This is a genomic window from Paenibacillus sp. Root444D2 (genome assembly GCF_001426375.1).
Classification (GTDB): Bacteria; Bacillota; Bacilli; order Paenibacillales; family NBRC-103111; genus Paenibacillus_E.
Map to the genome: position 1 here is coordinate 418,212 of NZ_LMEO01000034.1, position 16,578 is coordinate 434,789.

Annotated in this window: 17 protein-coding genes; 11 read left to right on the forward strand and 6 right to left on the reverse strand. The window is 44.7% G+C overall.

Translation table 11 applies throughout. From position 1 onward, the window contains the following. Positions 1–193 precede the first annotated feature (193 nt). The 7 genes from ASD40_RS20155 (at position 194) to mnmH (ending at position 8,067) form a co-directional block, all read left to right on the forward strand. Positions 194–793 (forward strand): nitroreductase family protein, encoded by a 600-nt coding sequence (locus tag ASD40_RS20155; RefSeq protein WP_057304932.1) that lies wholly within the window; start codon positions 194–196, stop codon positions 791–793. Between the two features lie 865 nt (positions 794–1,658). Further along, positions 1,659–3,341 carry a hypothetical protein gene (locus ASD40_RS20160; RefSeq protein WP_057304933.1) on the forward strand — a complete coding sequence of 561 codons (1,683 nt, stop codon included), beginning with the start codon at positions 1,659–1,661 and terminating at the stop codon, positions 3,339–3,341. A 156-nt stretch (positions 3,342–3,497) separates the two neighbouring features. Further along, a complete protein-coding gene (locus ASD40_RS20165) occupies positions 3,498–4,064 on the forward strand; it encodes a sigma-70 family RNA polymerase sigma factor (RefSeq protein ID WP_057304934.1) in 567 nt (188 codons plus the stop codon). 4 nt (positions 4,065–4,068) lie between these two features. Further along, on the forward strand, positions 4,069–4,794 hold the full coding sequence (locus tag ASD40_RS20170; RefSeq protein WP_057304935.1) for an anti-sigma factor: 726 nt from the start codon (positions 4,069–4,071) through the stop codon (positions 4,792–4,794). Positions 4,795–4,876: 82 nt separating this feature from the next. Next, a complete protein-coding gene (locus ASD40_RS20175) occupies positions 4,877–5,845 on the forward strand; it encodes a ring-cleaving dioxygenase (protein WP_057304936.1) in 969 nt (322 codons plus the stop codon). A gap of 125 nt (positions 5,846–5,970) precedes the next feature. Then, positions 5,971–7,020, forward strand: coding sequence for a selenide, water dikinase SelD (selD, locus tag ASD40_RS20180; protein WP_057304937.1), 1,050 nt, complete (start codon positions 5,971–5,973; stop codon positions 7,018–7,020). Between the two features lie 15 nt (positions 7,021–7,035). Continuing rightward, positions 7,036–8,067, forward strand: a complete 1,032-nt coding sequence (gene mnmH / locus ASD40_RS20185; RefSeq protein ID WP_057304938.1) for a tRNA 2-selenouridine(34) synthase MnmH — start codon at positions 7,036–7,038, stop codon at positions 8,065–8,067. A 51-nt stretch (positions 8,068–8,118) separates the two neighbouring features. Here mnmH and ASD40_RS20190 read toward each other — a convergent pair whose 3' ends face one another. Continuing rightward, a complete protein-coding gene (locus tag ASD40_RS20190) occupies positions 8,119–9,003 on the reverse strand; it encodes a LysR family transcriptional regulator (protein WP_057304939.1) in 885 nt (294 codons plus the stop codon). Between the two features lie 126 nt (positions 9,004–9,129). On the opposite strand from ASD40_RS20190, the gene ASD40_RS20195 reads away from it, so the two are divergent. Continuing rightward, on the forward strand, positions 9,130–10,407 hold the full coding sequence (locus ASD40_RS20195; RefSeq protein ID WP_057304940.1) for an adenylosuccinate synthase: 1,278 nt from the start codon (positions 9,130–9,132) through the stop codon (positions 10,405–10,407). Between the two features lie 480 nt (positions 10,408–10,887). Here the strand turns inward: ASD40_RS20195 and ASD40_RS20200 are convergent, their stop codons facing one another. The 4 genes from ASD40_RS20200 to ASD40_RS20215 all read right to left on the reverse strand — a co-directional run bounded on the left by ASD40_RS20200 (position 10,888) and on the right by ASD40_RS20215 (position 13,547). Further along, positions 10,888–11,322 (reverse strand): protein-tyrosine phosphatase family protein, encoded by a 435-nt coding sequence (locus ASD40_RS20200; RefSeq protein ID WP_057304941.1) that lies wholly within the window; start codon positions 11,320–11,322, stop codon positions 10,888–10,890. Positions 11,323–11,498: 176 nt separating this feature from the next. After that, positions 11,499–11,921 carry an arsenate reductase (thioredoxin) gene (arsC, locus tag ASD40_RS20205; RefSeq protein ID WP_057304942.1) on the reverse strand — a complete coding sequence of 141 codons (423 nt, stop codon included), beginning with the start codon at positions 11,919–11,921 and terminating at the stop codon, positions 11,499–11,501. 24 nt (positions 11,922–11,945) lie between these two features. After that, entirely contained in the window at positions 11,946–13,238 is a 1,293-nt protein-coding gene (locus ASD40_RS20210; protein WP_057304943.1) for an arsenic transporter, read from the reverse strand. A 36-nt stretch (positions 13,239–13,274) separates the two neighbouring features. Beyond that, positions 13,275–13,547: an ArsR/SmtB family transcription factor gene (locus tag ASD40_RS20215; protein ID WP_057305115.1), complete on the reverse strand. Its 273-nt coding sequence runs from the start codon at positions 13,545–13,547 to the stop codon at positions 13,275–13,277. A 583-nt stretch (positions 13,548–14,130) separates the two neighbouring features. Between ASD40_RS20215 and ASD40_RS20220 the strand changes: the two genes are divergently transcribed. Next, the gene (locus ASD40_RS20220; RefSeq protein WP_057304944.1) at positions 14,131–15,078 is read left to right on the forward strand and encodes an ATP-dependent DNA ligase; all 948 of its coding nucleotides are present in this window, start codon (positions 14,131–14,133) and stop codon (positions 15,076–15,078) included. A gap of 79 nt (positions 15,079–15,157) precedes the next feature. Here the strand turns inward: ASD40_RS20220 and ku are convergent, their stop codons facing one another. Next, the gene (gene ku / locus ASD40_RS20225; RefSeq protein ID WP_057304945.1) at positions 15,158–16,027 is read right to left on the reverse strand and encodes a non-homologous end joining protein Ku; all 870 of its coding nucleotides are present in this window, start codon (positions 16,025–16,027) and stop codon (positions 15,158–15,160) included. Between the two features lie 159 nt (positions 16,028–16,186). Between ku and ASD40_RS20230 the strand changes: the two genes are divergently transcribed. Further along, on the forward strand, positions 16,187–16,372 hold the full coding sequence (locus ASD40_RS20230; RefSeq protein ID WP_057304946.1) for a hypothetical protein: 186 nt from the start codon (positions 16,187–16,189) through the stop codon (positions 16,370–16,372). Next, entirely contained in the window at positions 16,369–16,551 is a 183-nt protein-coding gene (locus ASD40_RS20235) for an H-type small acid-soluble spore protein (protein ID WP_057304947.1), read from the forward strand. The genes ASD40_RS20230 and ASD40_RS20235 overlap by 4 nt, the downstream gene beginning before the upstream one ends. Positions 16,552–16,578: the final 27 nt, after the last annotated feature.

The following is a 16,578-nucleotide window of genomic DNA, read 5'->3' on the forward strand; positions in this document are numbered from 1 at the left end:
CCCGTGGGGAGGGATCTCAAACTTCGATGACCTGTTGAAATGTGATGAAATTAGGCTTGACAAAAAGCTGGATTCGAATGATACTTATGAAAGTTAATAATATTTAGTAAGTAACATATGAAGTGGAAGCTAGTTCTTATTTGTATATTAAAACTTAATTCTATCAGAAGATAGAACCAGAGGAGAGATAAATATGAGTAACTCATTTTTAGCTGCTGTCAAAGAAAGACGTACGTACTATGGACTGAGTAAAGACGTGGTCGTTTCGAATGAACGTATCCAAGAGATTGTGAACGAGGCTGTGAAACATACACCGTCTTCTTTTAATTCACAAAGCGCAAGAGTTGTTGTATTATTCGGTGAGCAATCCGATAAATTGTGGAACATTACGAAGGAAACACTGAGAAAGATCGTACCTGCTGACAGCTTCGCGCCAACAGAGGAACGTATCGATAGTTTCAAAAGCGGGTATGGAACTGTTTTGTTCTTTGAAGATGAGACGACAGTAGAGAATCTGCAAAAGCAATTTGCTGCTTACGCTGACAATTTCCCGATCTGGTCCAATCAATCCTCAGGCATGCTTCAATTTGTCGTATGGACGGCACTGGAGCAAGAAGGTTTGGGCGCGTCGCTGCAGCACTACAATCCTTTGATTAACGAGGAAGTTGCACAAACGTGGAACCTTCCAAGCGAGTGGAAGCTGCTTGCCCAAATGCCATTCGGTAAACCAACCTTTACTCCAGGTGATAAAGAGTTCCAACCGCTTGAAAATCGCGTGAAGTTTTTCCAATAAGATATGCAATTCCAGTCATCAATTCGTCCCTTATAGAAAAGCCTTCCCATTCGTCCTATGACGGTGGGGTGGTTTTTTGCGTAGAAGAACGAAACCAGACAGTTATATCATGTATCCACTAAACTTGGAATACAAGCCTAGTGATGTAAGAAGTGCGGCACAGGCGCGAAAGCGCGGAAAACGCGTTTTCGCTGAGGAGTGAATGAAATAGGCTCCGAAAACGCGCTTAAATGTAGTGAGAACCGAGGCGAGTTGGGCGATTGGGGGTTGAGAAGTCGATTTCCACGCTTTCAGCTGAAGTGGAGAGTGCGGCGCAGGCGCGAAAGCGCGGAAAACGCGCTTTCGCTGAGGAGTAAATGAAATAGGCTCCGAAAACGCGCTTAAATGTAGCGAGAACCGAGGCGAATTGGGCGTTTGGGGGCTGAGAAGTCGATTTCCGCGCTTTGAGCTGAAGTCGAGAGTCCGGCGCAGGTGCGAAAGCGCGGAAATGGAGCTTTCGCTGAGGAGTGAATGAAATAGGCTCCGAAAACGCGCTTAAATGCAGTGAGAACCGAGGCGAGTTGGACGCTTGGGGGCTGAGAAGTCGATTTCTGCGCTTTCAGCAGAGGTGGAGAGTGCGGCACAGGCGCGAAAGCGCGGAAAACGCGCTTTCGCTGAGGAGTAAATGAAATAGGCTCCGAAAACGCGCTTAAATGTAGTGAGAACCGAGGCGAGTTGGGCGCTTGAAGGGTGAAAAGTAGATTTTCGAACCTTCGCAATGCATGTCGTTGCTTAAAAAAAACTTTACCTTTTTCACAATTGATAAAACCGCTTGCAGCTCCACATCGTTACCTTAGATAGAAAATTTAAGGAGGAATAATCGAGCATGGGTAATTTTAAAAGAGTATTCATATCTTCCCTAGTGTTATTAGGTCTTATGGCGGGAGTGACGGCTTTATCGGCAGTCGCGGCTGAGCCTCTGAAGGTCAAATCCGAAACGGATATAGCAGGGGATATTGGTATCCTCCAAGGAGAGGGCAATGGGCTGACGGTTGAATACTTAAACAAGCCAACTACAAGGCTGCAAGCCGCGGTGATGTCCCTAAGATTAAAAGGATTGGAAGCTGAAGCGTTAGCTTTCACCGGAACCACAAGCTTTAAGGATGCCAGCGGCGTTTCCAAAGAGAATCAAGCGATTCTAGGTTATTTGAAAGCGCATCCTGATTTAGGCTGGCAGGGAACCGGCGACGATAAATTCGAACCGCTCGCAGGAATTACAGCTCAGCAATATTATAAGGTTCTGTTGGAATCGCTAGGCTACACACAAGGCACGGATTTCGAGTATGCGAACGTATTTGCCTTTGCCGGGAAAAATGGCTTATCGAAGATTGCTAACGTGAAGCAATTCAAAAACTTACATATCGCTACAGCAACCATCGAAGCTCTGAAGGTGCCAATCAAAGGAACTACGAAAACGCTAGGCGCTGATTTGACGGATAAAGGTAAAATCAGTGCGACAAAGTTAGAAGTGCTGGGGAACGCAGAACTCAGCTTGAAGCAAAGCGATACGTTGGGTAGTTATCTAACGGACTCCAAAGGCATGACGCTTTATTATTTTACTAAGGATGCAGCAGATGTGAATTCATGTGTGGGTCAATGTTTGGCCAACTGGCCGATCTTTAACGGCAATAATTTCACGGTTCCTGCGGAGTTTAGCGCAGCGGATTTCAAAGTATTCGTACGTGCTGACGGCAAAGAACAACTGACCTATAAGGGCTGGCCTTTATATTACTTCGTCAAGGATCAAAAAGCCGGAGATACCACAGGAGACAACGTTGGTAAGGTCTGGTTCGTTATTAAACCCTCGAATGGCGGCGTGGCGCTAGGCACCAAAACCGATCTAGGCAATTATTTGACAGATGCAAACGGCATGGCACTTTACTACTATGATAAAGATACGAAGGGCGTCAGCAATTGCTCCGGCAAATGCTTGGAGAAATGGCCATTATTCTACGCACCGAATATCTCGCCTCCAACAGGAGTTAATTCAGCAGATTTCGGCACGCTCATTCGTGCAGATGGCAAAATGCAAACAACGTACAAAGATTTCCCTCTGTACTATTGGGTAGATGATAAGAAAATGGGAGACACGTTAGGCCAGGATGTTGGTAAAGTCTGGTACGTGATTGATCCTGCGAAATTCAGTGGCACCAAGGCGGCGAATACATCTGTAAAAACAAGTAAATCCGACGCTCTTGGCACGTATTTGGTGGATGCAAACGGCATGGCTTTGTACTTGTTCACAAAAGATAAAGCGGATCCTAACTCCTGCGTAGGCCAATGTTTGGTTAACTGGCCGATCTTCTATGATGCGAACCTTACGGTTTCCTCGGACCTAACTAGCAGCGATTTCGGTACCCTTACTCGGAACGATGGCACAAAACAAAGCACGTACAAAGGCTGGCCGCTTTATTACTGGATCAAGGATCACAATCCCGGTGATACAACCGGACAAAATGTAGGAAAAGTCTGGTTCGTCCTCGACCCGGCTCAAACCACAGCTAGATAACTTCTAGTCGACCCTGTAGGTTTATTGCGCTCCAACATGCTGGCAGATTCAGCGGCGTTGGGGCGCTATTTTTCTATAAAGCTATTGCCAAGAAGTCTAGCTGGCGATAAGGTAGAAAGATAATAAACTTCATTTCGACTCGGGGTGTACCGAATTATGCGAAATCGAACAGATGGTGAGCTCATGAAGCTGGTGATGGCTAAGCACCATCCTGCTTTAGAGGAGCTTTACGATCGCTATGCGAAGCTAGTGTATTCATTTGCGCTGAAATCCATGAAGGAAGAGCAAGCGGCCAGAGAGATTGTCCAGCTTGTTTTCACACGTCTTTGGACCACAGAAAAGGGCTTTGACGCAAGCAAAGGTGCATTCGTCAACTGGGTGATCACGGTTACCCGTAATATCACGATCGATTGCTTGCGCAAGAAGCGGAGACTCGATCAAGTGATCCAATTTGAGCCTAGAGAGTGGGAACATACGCTTATTTCGAGCGATCCTGATCCAGAATCGGTCATGTCACGTAAATGGATAGGAGAGCAAATTCAAGAGGCTTATGTGCATTTGTCGGATAGCCAAATACAATTGATCGACATGATGTACTGGCAAGGCTATTCTCTAAGCGAAATTGCGACTCAAACGAATGAGCCGCTTGGTACGATAAAAAGCCGTTTGCACCAAGGTTTGAAAATACTTCGGAAGCACCTGACATCACTGAGGGAGGGATGACGTAATGAAAGAACAGGAGACTGTGGAATGCAGTCATCTTGTCAATTATTTGACAGGCGACTGCACAGAGTGGGAACGCGCTGCTTTCGAACGGCATCTGCGAACTTGTGTCACATGTCGGGAAGAATTAAGCGAGCTGCAGGAGGTCTGGCAGGCACTTCCTTTTGAGATGGAGGAAGTAGAAGTCCCCTCGGATTTGAAGCAACAGGTTATGCAGTCTATTATCCCGACTGAACTGAAGGCGATCCAGAAAAAGAAGAAAAAACGTTCGTTCAAATGGGTTTATGGTGGGGCTGCAGCCATTATCTTAGGCCTCGTTGTAGGTGTATGGTGGAACAATCAACAACCCAAAAACTTTTCAGCCAACCCCTCTTTAAATCAACCTGCGGAAATCGTTCATACGTTCCAATTGAAATCCGTTGAAAGTACAATGCCAACAGCCTCTGGCACAGCTTATGTGCTGCAAAATGGCGATATCCACAATGTGGTCATTAATTTGCAAGGCCTTAAGGAGACGCAAGGGGATTGGGCCTATCAGGTTTGGTATAACCGAAGCGGGAAGCGATACAATTGCGGTACGCTCCGTGTAGACGAGAAGGGTACTGGTGTGCTGACATACAGCATCCCTGTAAAGGTGAAGGATTTCCAAATCGACTCCTTTGGCGTTACGTTAGAGCCAGATCCGAATGGTTTGCAGCCGCGCGGAAAGAAGATACTGGGTACATCATAGCTCATACTACGAGTAGGTTAAGGTTAAACTACCAGTTGTGTTTGATCAGAGGTCTGAGCATGTTTAGAGAGGACGGATAGATTTGAACGTAAAAGGTATTCATCATGTAACCGCGATGACAGGGGACGCAGCAGCGAACTTCCAGTTCTACACCGAGGTGCTTGGCATGCGGCTTGTCAAAAAAACAGTCAATCAAGACGATACAACGGCTTATCATTTGTTTTATGGAGATGAAAAGGGGAATCCGGGAACAGAGCTTACTTTTTTTGATTTTCCCGGGGTTGGACCTAATGCTGCAGGGGTAAGCAGTATCTCAGGTACATCTCTTCGTGTTGCGAATGACGACGCGCTTTCGTATTGGATAGAGCGATTCAAGGAACATGGTGTGAAGTACTCCCCTGTGGAGGATTTTGCGGGACGTAAAGTCATTTTTTTCGAAGATCCGGAAGGTCAGCAGCTAGCCATCGTTTCCGATGAAAATAATACAGGTGTTAAGGGCGGGAAGCCGTGGGAAAAAAGTGTGGTTCCCGTTTCGTACGGCATCACCGGACTAGGCCCAGTGAAGCTTACCGTACGGAAGCCGGAATCCACACTGGCAGCGCTTCGCTTACTAGGCTTCGCGGAGAAAGAACGCATTCCCGCGCTGGCTAAAGGAGAAGAAGATATCATTGTCATGCAAGTAGGCGAAGGTGGGTCTGGGGCCGAAGTCCAGGTCGAGCCGCGCAGCGATCTGCCGGTTTCACGTCAAGGCGGCGGCGGCGTTCATCACGTGGCTTTCCGTATTGAAGACAAGGAAGAACTGCTGGCTTGGGCTGAAATCCTTAACAAAGCTGGTTTGCCTAACTCAGGTTTCGTAGATCGATTCTATTTCCGATCCTTATACTTCCGCGAGCCGAATGGCATTCTGTTTGAGCTAGCGACCGATGGTCCGGGCTTTGCTACGGATGAACCCCTTGAGACGCTGGGCGAATCGCTTTCCCTCCCGCCATTCTTAGAAAACCAACGTGTTTCCATTGAAGCAAACTTAAAGTCGCTGCATACCAAACGTTGATGACCAAAAACGAACATTCTGCTCTGTGATTCACCTCACGGATAAGAGATGTTCGTTTTTATTTTTGTGGTCAATCGGTTATCATGGATACATACATAGTGTGAAAATGAAGGGATAGAAGCCAAATGACGACTGGGGATAAAATCAAACTAACCTCCTACTCCACAAAAGGTGGATGCGGATGCAAGATCGGTCCGGGAGATCTTTCTCAAGTGATAAAATCTTTGCCGCCTACAGTTGCTAACCCAAATCTTCTGGTTGGGATAGATACGAGCGATGATGCAGGTGTTTATAAACTAAGTGAAGAGCTTGCGCTCGTTCAAACCGTAGATTTCTTCACTCCGATCGTTGATGACCCCTATTCATTCGGACAAGTAGCTGCGGCGAATGCTATCAGTGATATTTATGCGATGGGCGGTAAGCCATTAACGGCATTAAACATTGTGGCTTTTCCGATTAAAACGCTTCCCAAGCAAGTGCTTGCCGATATTTTACGCGGTGCTGGGGATAAAATGATAGAGGCGGGAATTACACTAGTAGGTGGTCATTCCATCGATGATAACGAGCCGAAGTTTGGACTCGCCGTAACGGGATTGGTGCACCCAGGGAAAATTCGCACCAATGCAGGAGCTAAGCCCGGAGATAAATTGATCTTAACGAAGCCGATTGGCGTTGGTATTCTGACGACCTCGATCAAAAAGGATCGATTGAATGAGGAAGAAATTCAGCGAGTCACGCAGGTGATGGCAACGCTGAATAAGACGGCGGCGGAAACGATGGAGCCTTATAACGTTCATGCCTGCACGGATGTGACGGGCTTTGGTTTAATGGGACATTCTCTAGAAATGGCCAAAGGCAGCGGCGTGGGTATTCGCATAACTGCGCAAGATGTACCTGTATTGCCGCGAGTGCGAGAGCTTGCCGAAGAGGGATTCGTTCCTGGAGGCACCAAGAACAACTTTGCTCATGTACAGGAATCGATCACATTTGCTGAAACGTTGGATCAAATTAGCCAATGGATTTTGTGCGACGCGGTCACCTCGGGCGGTCTCCTCATCTCTGTTGATGGAGAGCAGGCGGATGAATTGTATCGCAAACTGAAGGATGCCGGCGTAGAAGCGAGCTTGATTGGCGAAATTACGGCAGAACATCCTGGACGCATTGTTGTAAGTTAAAGGAGCGAAAATCCATTGTTTCAAGATATCACCATCGAAGAATTACTTACCCTGCAAAATAAAAAAGAGATCATTCCGATCGACGTTCGTTCCTCTTCCGAATTTGAAGATGGTACTTTCCCAGGCAGCCTGAATATACCCATATTTGAGGATGCAGAGCGTGCCGAGATCGGTACCCTGTATAAGCAAGTGAGCGTACAAGCAGCTAAGGATAGAGGGCTGGAGATCGTTTCTGCGAAGCTGCCTGCTTTTGTGAAGTCTTTCGAGCAAATCAAGGAACCGAAGGTCGTTTTCTGCTGGCGCGGCGGAATGAGGAGTAAAACAACAGCAACTGTATTGTCGCTGATGGGTATTCGGGTTTACCGGTTGACAGGAGGTATTCGGGCCTATCGGAAGTGGGTTGTAAGTACACTAGAGCAGCTTGGAGATTTTAAGCCCCCTGCCCACGTTATTCTGGGAAACACGGGAACCGGAAAAACGGCAATTTTGCGCAGTCTTCTGGAAGAGGGCTATCCTGTCTTGGATTTTGAAGGGATGGCGGGTCATAGAGGCTCCATTTTTGGAGAAATTGGCCTGAAATCGCATAACCAAAAGACGTTCGAATCCTTACTCGTTGGACAACTATTGAAGCTTGAATCAGCGCCTTACGTTTTAATAGAGGGAGAAAGCAAACGAATAGGCAAAGTCGTTCTTCCCCAGTTTCTCGTTCAAAAAAAAGAAGCTGCCAAGCAGATTTTTATCGAAATGCCGATCGAAGAACGTGTTCAGCATATTATCGAGGATTACAGACCTTTCGAAAATCAGCCGGATATTTTATTTGCGTTTAAGCATATTAAAAATCGCATCCATACACCAATTGCCAAAGAAATCGAGACAAATCTTCAAGAACAGCACTATGAGAATGCCGTCAGGCTGCTTCTGATGCATTACTATGATCCGCGCTATGAGCATGCGATGAAGCAATATGAACAAGACAGAGTCGTTATCAAGGCTGGAAATAGGAAAGAAGCTGTAGAGGCTGTAAAAAAGTATTTGTCGGAGCTTTAGAAGACGGCTATGGCTGAAAAGAAGTGCTAACTGCAGTCAGTTAGCACTTTTTTATATTTGTCTTAAAGTATCATACACATGAGTGGCAGCAGCAGATAGGGGTGTGCTCTTTAATTTAATAATACCAACTTTTCTGGCTGGGATAGGTGTTGTTAAGCGAATTTCATACAACGTTCCGTCCAAAAGTTCTTGAGTGACAAACTCTCTGATCCCGCAAGCTATACCGAAGCCATTTCTAGCAAATTCGATAAGTAAATCAACACTGCCAAGCTCAATCTCTGGCTTCATGGACAAACCGTGCCCTTCAGCAAAATGATCTAAGTAGGCGCGGGTGCTGCTCCCTTTCTCTAACAGGATAACCGGATGCTCAAGCAACTTCTCGAGAGAAATGGGGGTCACTGTAAGATGCTTGTACGCTTCCCCTGCCAAGAAACAGTCATGAATGATAATGCTTTCTTGAATGGAGATATGAGGATCAGAAATAGGGAGATTGACGATGCCTAGGTCGATTTTCCCCTCTTTTAGCAGAGTAATCGTCTCCGTTGTGGTTCTGTTCGTTACTTGTATCTTTACTTTGGGGAACGCTTCGTGAAATTGCTTAAGATGCGGCAAAAGAAAATGTTTACAGAGCGTATCCCCGGCTCCAATTTTCACCTCTCCGTGCGTAAGCTGATGCATCTCCGTAATTTTTCTTTCACCGTTAAGAATAAAGTGGTAAGCCTGCTCAATATAGGTGAATAGCTCGCGCCCCTCCGTTGTTAATGTTACTCCTCTGGATGTGCGGAAAAATAATTGCCCACCCAGTTTTGCCTCTAATTGTTTAATCGAATGCGTAACAGCTGGTTGTGTAACAAATAATTCATCAGCTGCCTTGGATAGACTTCCCGCTTTTGCCGTGATATAGAAGACTTGATATAGCTCCATATTGTGAATCATCGTTCGTTCATCTCCCTAATATCAATACTGTTAATATTAAGTATTAGTAATATTAATTTTTGTAATAATAATATTGTCATTATACTTAGTTGTATGGAGTTATTTCAATAGGAGGGTGATCTTAAGATGACTGTTACAGCTATTGTGGGAGCGAATTGGGGCGACGAGGGCAAGGGGAAATTAACAGATGTGCTTGCCGTTCATTCCCAGTTTGTAGTTAGGTACCAAGGTGGGAGCAATGCAGGGCATACGATTATTAACGACTATGGCAAATTTGCGCTGCATATGCTTCCCTCTGGAGTGTTTTATCCTGGAACCACGAATGTTATAGGGCCTGGTGTTGCCTTAAATATGAGTAAGCTCCAAAGTGAATTTCAGGAATTAGTGAAGCGAGGCGTACCTGAGCCTAAGTTATGTATTTCTGAACGCGCGCAAGTCGTGCTTCCTTATCACATTCTTTTCGATGAGTTGGAGGAGGAACGTTTAGGGGATAGGAAGTTTGGGTCCACCAAGCAAGGGATTTCGCCATTCTATGCGGATAAATATGCGAAGCTTGGCATACAAGTATCCGAATTATTTGATGAAAGTCATTTAAGGTCAAAGTTAACTAGGGCATTGGAGTCCAAAAATATACTTCTCACTCATTTATATAAAAAGGCTCCTCTGGATGTAGATCAGCTTATTGATGAAGTGCAGCAGCAAGCGGCATTCATTCAGCCATTTGTGTGCAATACGACAACATTGCTGCAAGATGCATTAGCAAAAGGACAATCGGTATTAGTTGAGGGGCAGTTGGGAGCGTTACGAGATCCTGATCATGGTATTTATCCTTATACGACATCTTCATCCACTTTGGCTGGATACGCTGCTGTTGGGGCAGGCGTTCCTCCCTATGCCATCAAGAAAGTTGTCGCTGTAACGAAGGCTTATTCAAGCTGTGTTGGCGAAGGGCCATTTGTATCCGAAATTCATGCCGAGGCTGCCCATGAGTTACGTACGCGTGGCGGGGATGCGGGAGAATTCGGGGCAACAACCGGCAGGCCAAGGCGCGTAGGATGGTTCGATGCCGTTGCGACCAAGTATGGCTGTGGGCTGCAGGGCGCAACCGAGGTTGCACTAACCAATCTAGATGTGCTGGGCTATCTGGAGGAAATTCCAATATGTAACGCTTATCGTATTCAAAATGAGATTAGCATGGATTTCCCGCATACCTCACAATTACAGCAAGCAGAGCCGGTCTATGAAAAAATGCCGGGATGGAAGTGTGATATCTCACATATCCGGTTGTTTAACGATCTCCCAATTGAAGCTCAGAATTATGTGCTTCACATTGAGAAATTGATTGGTGTGCCTATTCGTTGGGTCTCCATTGGACCGAAACGTGAGCAAATTATTGAAAGATAGACCAGTCCATTGATTCATTATGTCCTCACACTGGTATTCAAAACTCTAAAGTTCGATTATAGAGTCATTCAGCTTTTGTGAGGGCAAGTGGGCTATAGTGGTTAACAATGTTGTATTTTTTACAACAATTCACACGCCAAAAGTCTATTCGCAACTCGATGTTGCAGTTTGTACAACATTTTGAACCCATTTGTTACGAAATGGCCTATATTGGACCAAATTGTTGTACATAATGCAACAACGAAGGGGAAAAGGCGAGATTTAGGCTGAAATTGTTGCACTTTTTATAACATCATTCGACTGAGAATATGGAGTCATTGCAACCTCAAATAAGCAAATTTGACGTTGGTTTCCGATTTAAGACCCTCGATGTAGAACTAGATTGGATGAATAAATCGATGATCTTAGATAAGCAGCGTTAAAAAATAGCAAAAAAATAGGCCTCTAAGCAAATTTGCTCAGGGGTCTAGTTTTTATGGTTTATTTATTAAATAGTTTCTCAAGAGCCTCACGTTGAGGGGCTCTAACATTCACGACTGGACGAATGCTTTGAGCTATTTTCTCCGCTTCTTCGATGGTCTGGCTTTTGCCCAATGAGATCAAAGTCCCGATAGCTACAGCTCCGGTACGGCCTTTGCCTCCGCCACAGTGAAAGCCAACCTTTTTACCACTGTTATAAGCCTCTATAACGTGATCGATTGCTTGCTGAAAGAGCTGATCCTGTGGTACTTCGGCGTTGTCTCCAAGGGGGACTTGAATCCATTCGACGTTACCGGCTGGGAAAGCACACTCCGTGGCTTCTCCGCGTAGATCAACAATCACTTCAACGTTCTCGTTCTTGATCATGTCCTCAACGTCAGAGGCACCGCCAAAGAAGATTTTATCTTCGATTAAGGCTTGGTAATTTTTTGGCATGGATATGCCCTCCTTATTTTTTCTTAAATGGCATGAATTCTATAGTTGCCTTTACAGGTGCGGACGGTGGCGCACAGCATAATGAGGCATCCAAAGGCTCTCCCGCGGATTCAAACTCGGAATCCTCCTTGTGAAGATCGGAACAATTCACCGCGACGTGCATTCTTTTGATCATCTTAGTTACCTTCTTTTACGAACTGCCCAATACGGGCTTTAATGGCATCGCGAACCTCGCGGAATTTGGCAGTAATTTCTTCTTCAGTTCCTGTTGCTTTGGCCGGGTCATCGAAGCCCCAGTGCCATCTTTCTGCTTTATCATTACGCACAACTGGGCAGTTGTCATTGGCGTGACCACACAATGTAATGATGTAATCCGCTTGACTCAAAATTTCAGGGTCAATCACATCAGAGGTATGAGTAGAGATATCAATGCCATCTTCCTTCATCGTGGCAACTGCTCTTGGGTTTAATCCGTGAGCCTCCAGACCGGCACTCTTCACTTCATATTTGTCACTTCCCAAAGCTTTCAAATACCCATCTGCGATTTGACTGCGGCAAGAATTTCCCGTGCATAGAAAATATACGATTTTTTTGTCCATACGGAACATCTCCTTATAGGTCGATTATGAAACTACGTTTAACCATAGGTACAGACCAATTAACGTGATTAACAATGTTGGGATCGTAAGGATGACGCCTATTTTAAAATAGTACCCCCAGGTGATTTTCACACCTTTTTTGGATAGGACATGGAGCCATAATAAAGTCGCGAGCGAGCCGATTGGAGTGATTTTAGGCCCTAAATTGGAGCCTATGACATTGGCATAGATGAGAGCTTCACGAATGATTCCCACTGTTTGAGTGCCCTTGATTGCTAGCGCATCAATCATTACCGTCGGCATGTTATTCATAACAGAGGAAAGTATAGCGGCTAGGAAACCCATCCCTATGGTGGCAAGGAACAATCCTTGACCTGAAATGATTTCAATTAGTTCTCCAAGAGCATTGGTTAAGCCAGCGTTCTTTAATCCATAAACAACTACGTACATGCCGATTGAAAAAATCACGACAGCCCATGGCGCATCTTTGATGATTTTTTTGGTTTGGATCACCTTGCTCGATCGGGCAATCAGAATGAAGTTAAGTGCAGCGACCCCGGCTATAATGGAAACAGGAATTTTAATAAAACCACTGATTAGGTAAGCAGCTACTAGGATCCCAAGAATGACCCAAGATAATCGAAATAGCTGAATATCCTTAATCGCTTCAGAAGGACGCTTAAGCTGAGTGATATCGTAGTTTTGAGGAATGTCTTTTCTAAAATACAGGAACAGCACAAGCAAACTGGCAGCTAATGAGATTAGACTTGTAATAAACATTCGGCTAGCATAAGTGACAAAATCAATACCGAAAAAGTCAGCCGATACGATGTTCACCAAGTTGCTCACAACAAAAGGAAGGGATGTCGTATCCGCTATAAAACCACTGGCCATAATGAACGGCAGAATCATTTTATCCGGGAATTTCAAGGCACGAACCATAGCTAGAACAATTGGCGTTAGAATTAGCGCGGCGCCATCATTAGAGAATAGTGCAGCAACAGCTGACCCGAGCAGGATAACATAGACGAACATGACCTTCCCGTTCCCTTTGGCAATTCGTGCCATATGAAGGGCAGACCATTCAAAGAATCCAATGTTGTCTAAGATGAGGGAGATTAGAATAATAGCGACAAAAGTCAAAGTCGCATTCCATACAATGCCTGTCACAGTAACGACGTCATTTAGAGAAACAACCTGAAAGAGGAGTGCCAGAATGGCACCTGCTGATGCGGACCATCCAATATTCAGCCCTCTAGGCTGCCAAATAACGAAGGTCAGTGTAAGTAAAAAGATGATAAGTGCTAAGTAAACCATGTATTACTCTTAAACCTCCTAAGTTGTAAGTATCTGCTAGTCGCAGCAATCCAATTGTTCACAAGATATGATATCTACCTTTTCTTTTTGAGAAGGCAAATATTGAAATAATACATGCAAATAGGGCTTATCGTCAATGTTTAATGAGTAATATACCCATTGCCCCTTCTTGGCTTCCTTAACCAAGCCGCCGTCCTTCAATTTCCGCATATGTTGGCTCACATTAGGCTGGCTGGTATTCATGATTTCCACGATTTCGTACACACAAAGCTCACGTTCCTTAAGAAGCGAAAGAATCGTGAGCCGCATTTTATCCCCCAACAGCTTGCAAACGTCCGCGACTTTATCTATTTCAACCAAAGCTGCACCCCCTTCGTAAGGTGTAAAGTACAAAAAAATTCTTTGTCATTTTCTCAATTTCGGTTTCATTTGTCAATGCTTATATAATTATTTAATTATATAGTGGAAGTGAGTGTTTATTCTATTTTAAGGAAGGAGGATGAATTGGTTTCTTGTGAGGCTAGTTTTTATCGGCTTTATGCACGGAAGTTGTACAGTGTACAACAATCTCTCTACTTTCTTCTCAATATGCTGTAGATGTTGCAGTTTGTACAACAATTTAGCCATATTTCATGCTATGGAGCTATTTCTTGGAGTAAATGGTGTATTTTCTGCAACAATTTTGAAAATAGCGCGGATTTGCTTGCTTTTGTTGTACAAAGTACAACATGTCTAGGGGTAGACACTATTAGCTGATAGCAACTAGTAGATAACGGGCGTAAGGTTGATCATTTTATGATTTTAATCTAAAGGCGGACGTAGTCTTAGCTTGGTTTGTTCTTTTTTAATAATGGCAACAATGAAGAGAACATATCAAACATGGGAGAACCACATGGAACTTAAGCCCGTATTTCCTTTCGAGCCGATCAGCACGGAAACGATTCCAACATCCGATAATTGGGTGGCACAAATCAAGTGGGACGGCGTCAGAATGCTAACCTATTTTGATGGAAATGATGTTCGTTTAGTGAATCGCAGATGTAATGACCGAACCAAACAGTACCCCGAGCTGCTAGAAATAAAAACATATTGTTCGGCTTCTTCTGTCATCTTAGACGGGGAAATCATAGCATTTGATCAAAAAAAGCCTGCCTTTCACGAGATTATGAAGAGGGAATCTTTACGGAAAAGCCAAAGCATAGATAGAGCCATCACACAGACGCCTATTACATATATGATTTTTGATATCCTCATGTACAATGGCAAGTGGGTCGTGGATAAGCCATTATCCGAGCGACAGAAGATACTTCACGAAGTGATTACACCTTTGCCTCAATTTCAAATTACGCAAAATATTGCGGATGGAAACAAACTCTTTGATGTTATGAAGGAGCACGGCATGGAGGGGGTTGTATGTAAGGACCTCAACAGTACTTATGCTATTGGGGGAAAAGACAGCCGTTGGGTGAAGAAGAAGATTTTCCGAGACCTATTTGCTGTGATTGGCGGGGTAACGGTTAGGGCGGGTGTTGTCAATGCGATAATGCTTGGGTTATACGACAAAGATGGCCATTTTATTTATATAGGTCACGCCGGCACTGGGAAATTAAGCAGAGAAGATTGGCGTCAATTGACGAAGATCGTTGAACCGATGACGAGGTCACAAAAGCCATTTATTAACGAGCCTGAACGGAGCAAAGAAGCCATTTGGATTGAACCCAAGTTAACGGCGAAAATCCAATTTCTTGAATGGACTCCCCACGGGACGATGAGGCATCCCAGCATTCAAGCCTTTGTTCAAATGGATAAAGCGGATTGCACCTTTGCACAGAATATGTAGATGATAAAAAACAGAATAAAGCAAAAGCGCTAATCCTTGAATCTCAAGAATCAGCGCTTTATTTGCGTCCTATTCACCTTCACGTTACCGGTTCTTTGACTTTTTTGGCTCTCGGTTTCGCTTTCGGCTTCTTGACCTCAGTGACACTGGCGTCCTCACCTAAAGTTACTTTTTCGTCCGTCGATTTCGTGGCGTCAAGGCTAGCTTGCAGCGCGGCCATGAGATCAATAACGCTCGTTTTCTGAAGCGCAGGCGCCGATTGGACTTCTTCCCCAGCCACCTTATGTTCGATTGCTTCGAGCAAGCGGCCGCGGTATTCATCTTTATACTTCTCAGGTTCAAAAGGTGTCGATAGCTGGCTGATGAGCATCTTCGCCATTTCCATTTCACGCTCGTTCACGGTGACTTTCTCGGGAAGGTTGGGGACTTGAGAAATCGGACGAATCTCATCCGGGTAAAAGATAGTTTCCATAGCGAGGCAGTTCTCGATAACTCGAATGGCGGCTAGTGAGCTCTTGGAGCGGATCGAGACTTTGGCGATGCCGATTTTGCCGGTTTGACGCATGGAATCCAGCAGCAAATGATAGGCGCCAGACCCTGTATCTCCAGGCCCAAGATAGTAAGTCTTTTGAAAATAAACCGGATCAATATCTGTCAAGTTGACGAAATCCAGAATTTTGATCTCTTTATTCGCTTCGCCTGAGATATTTTCCAATTCATCCTTCTCAAAAATAACGAAACGTCCAGGTTCATACTCATATCCCTTGGAAATTTCCTCCCACTCTACTTCCTTCTCACAAGTCTGGCATTTACGTACATAGGAGAGTGGTGTAATACAAGTTTTATGTATATAACGCATTGAGATATCTTTATCTTCCGTAGCCGAAAACATTTTCACAGGCACATGAACAAGTCCGAAGCTAATCGCGCCTTTCCAAACCGTATGCATCTTATGATTCCTCCCCAATAATCGTGATTGTACTAGTATTCTCTTGATTTAATTCCTTTATACGGTAGGGATTTAAGAGAATGGATTACCTCGATAGTGGGTACTTTAAAAGCGAAAGTTGATCAACATGAGCTAATCTAAGCTAAGGAGGGATTACGGATGGCACAAGATTCAAATGCATTCCAAGATACGATCAATGAAGGCAAAGATGATCATTTCATGGACATTGATCGCATGATTAATGAAGGCTTGGGAGGCGGTAACGTCACCATGCACAATGGATTAATCGAATCCACGACAACGGATACGATGGATCATCCGGAATCCGTATTGGATGAGCCATGAACATTCATCGCGCTCAAGAAATTTTAGCCGCAGATGAGAAGATTCACGTCGAGTTAAACGGCCTCCCTGTCTGGATCGACAGTGTGGATTCTGGCAAAGCAGTTGCCAAAGTTCATGCAGAAGAAAACCCTGCAGATACTCGGGTCGTTGCGGTTCAAGAGTTAGAAGAGGTCCATTAGTGGATGTGAAAGAACAGCAAAGCCTGC

Coding starts and splice junctions, on each gene's coding strand:
- ASD40_RS20155 (WP_057304932.1), top strand. CDS start 194: ATGAGTAACTCATTTTTAGCTGCTGTCAAAGAAAGACGTACGTACTAT.
- ASD40_RS20160 (WP_057304933.1), top strand. CDS start 1,659: ATGGGTAATTTTAAAAGAGTATTCATATCTTCCCTAGTGTTATTAGGT.
- ASD40_RS20165 (WP_057304934.1), top strand. CDS start 3,498: ATGCGAAATCGAACAGATGGTGAGCTCATGAAGCTGGTGATGGCTAAG.
- ASD40_RS20170 (WP_057304935.1), top strand. CDS start 4,069: ATGAAAGAACAGGAGACTGTGGAATGCAGTCATCTTGTCAATTATTTG.
- selD (WP_057304937.1), top strand. CDS start 5,971: ATGACGACTGGGGATAAAATCAAACTAACCTCCTACTCCACAAAAGGT.
- ASD40_RS20190 (WP_057304939.1), bottom strand. CDS start 9,003: ATGATTCACAATATGGAGCTATATCAAGTCTTCTATATCACGGCAAAA.
- ASD40_RS20195 (WP_057304940.1), top strand. CDS start 9,130: ATGACTGTTACAGCTATTGTGGGAGCGAATTGGGGCGACGAGGGCAAG.
- ASD40_RS20200 (WP_057304941.1), bottom strand. CDS start 11,322: ATGCCAAAAAATTACCAAGCCTTAATCGAAGATAAAATCTTCTTTGGC.
- arsC (WP_057304942.1), bottom strand. CDS start 11,921: ATGGACAAAAAAATCGTATATTTTCTATGCACGGGAAATTCTTGCCGC.
- ASD40_RS20210 (WP_057304943.1), bottom strand. CDS start 13,238: ATGGTTTACTTAGCACTTATCATCTTTTTACTTACACTGACCTTCGTT.
- ASD40_RS20215 (WP_057305115.1), bottom strand. CDS start 13,547: ATGCGGCTCACGATTCTTTCGCTTCTTAAGGAACGTGAGCTTTGTGTG.
- ASD40_RS20220 (WP_057304944.1), top strand. CDS start 14,131: ATGGAACTTAAGCCCGTATTTCCTTTCGAGCCGATCAGCACGGAAACG.
- ku (WP_057304945.1), bottom strand. CDS start 16,027: ATGCATACGGTTTGGAAAGGCGCGATTAGCTTCGGACTTGTTCATGTG.
- ASD40_RS20230 (WP_057304946.1), top strand. CDS start 16,187: ATGGCACAAGATTCAAATGCATTCCAAGATACGATCAATGAAGGCAAA.
- ASD40_RS20235 (WP_057304947.1), top strand. CDS start 16,369: ATGAACATTCATCGCGCTCAAGAAATTTTAGCCGCAGATGAGAAGATT.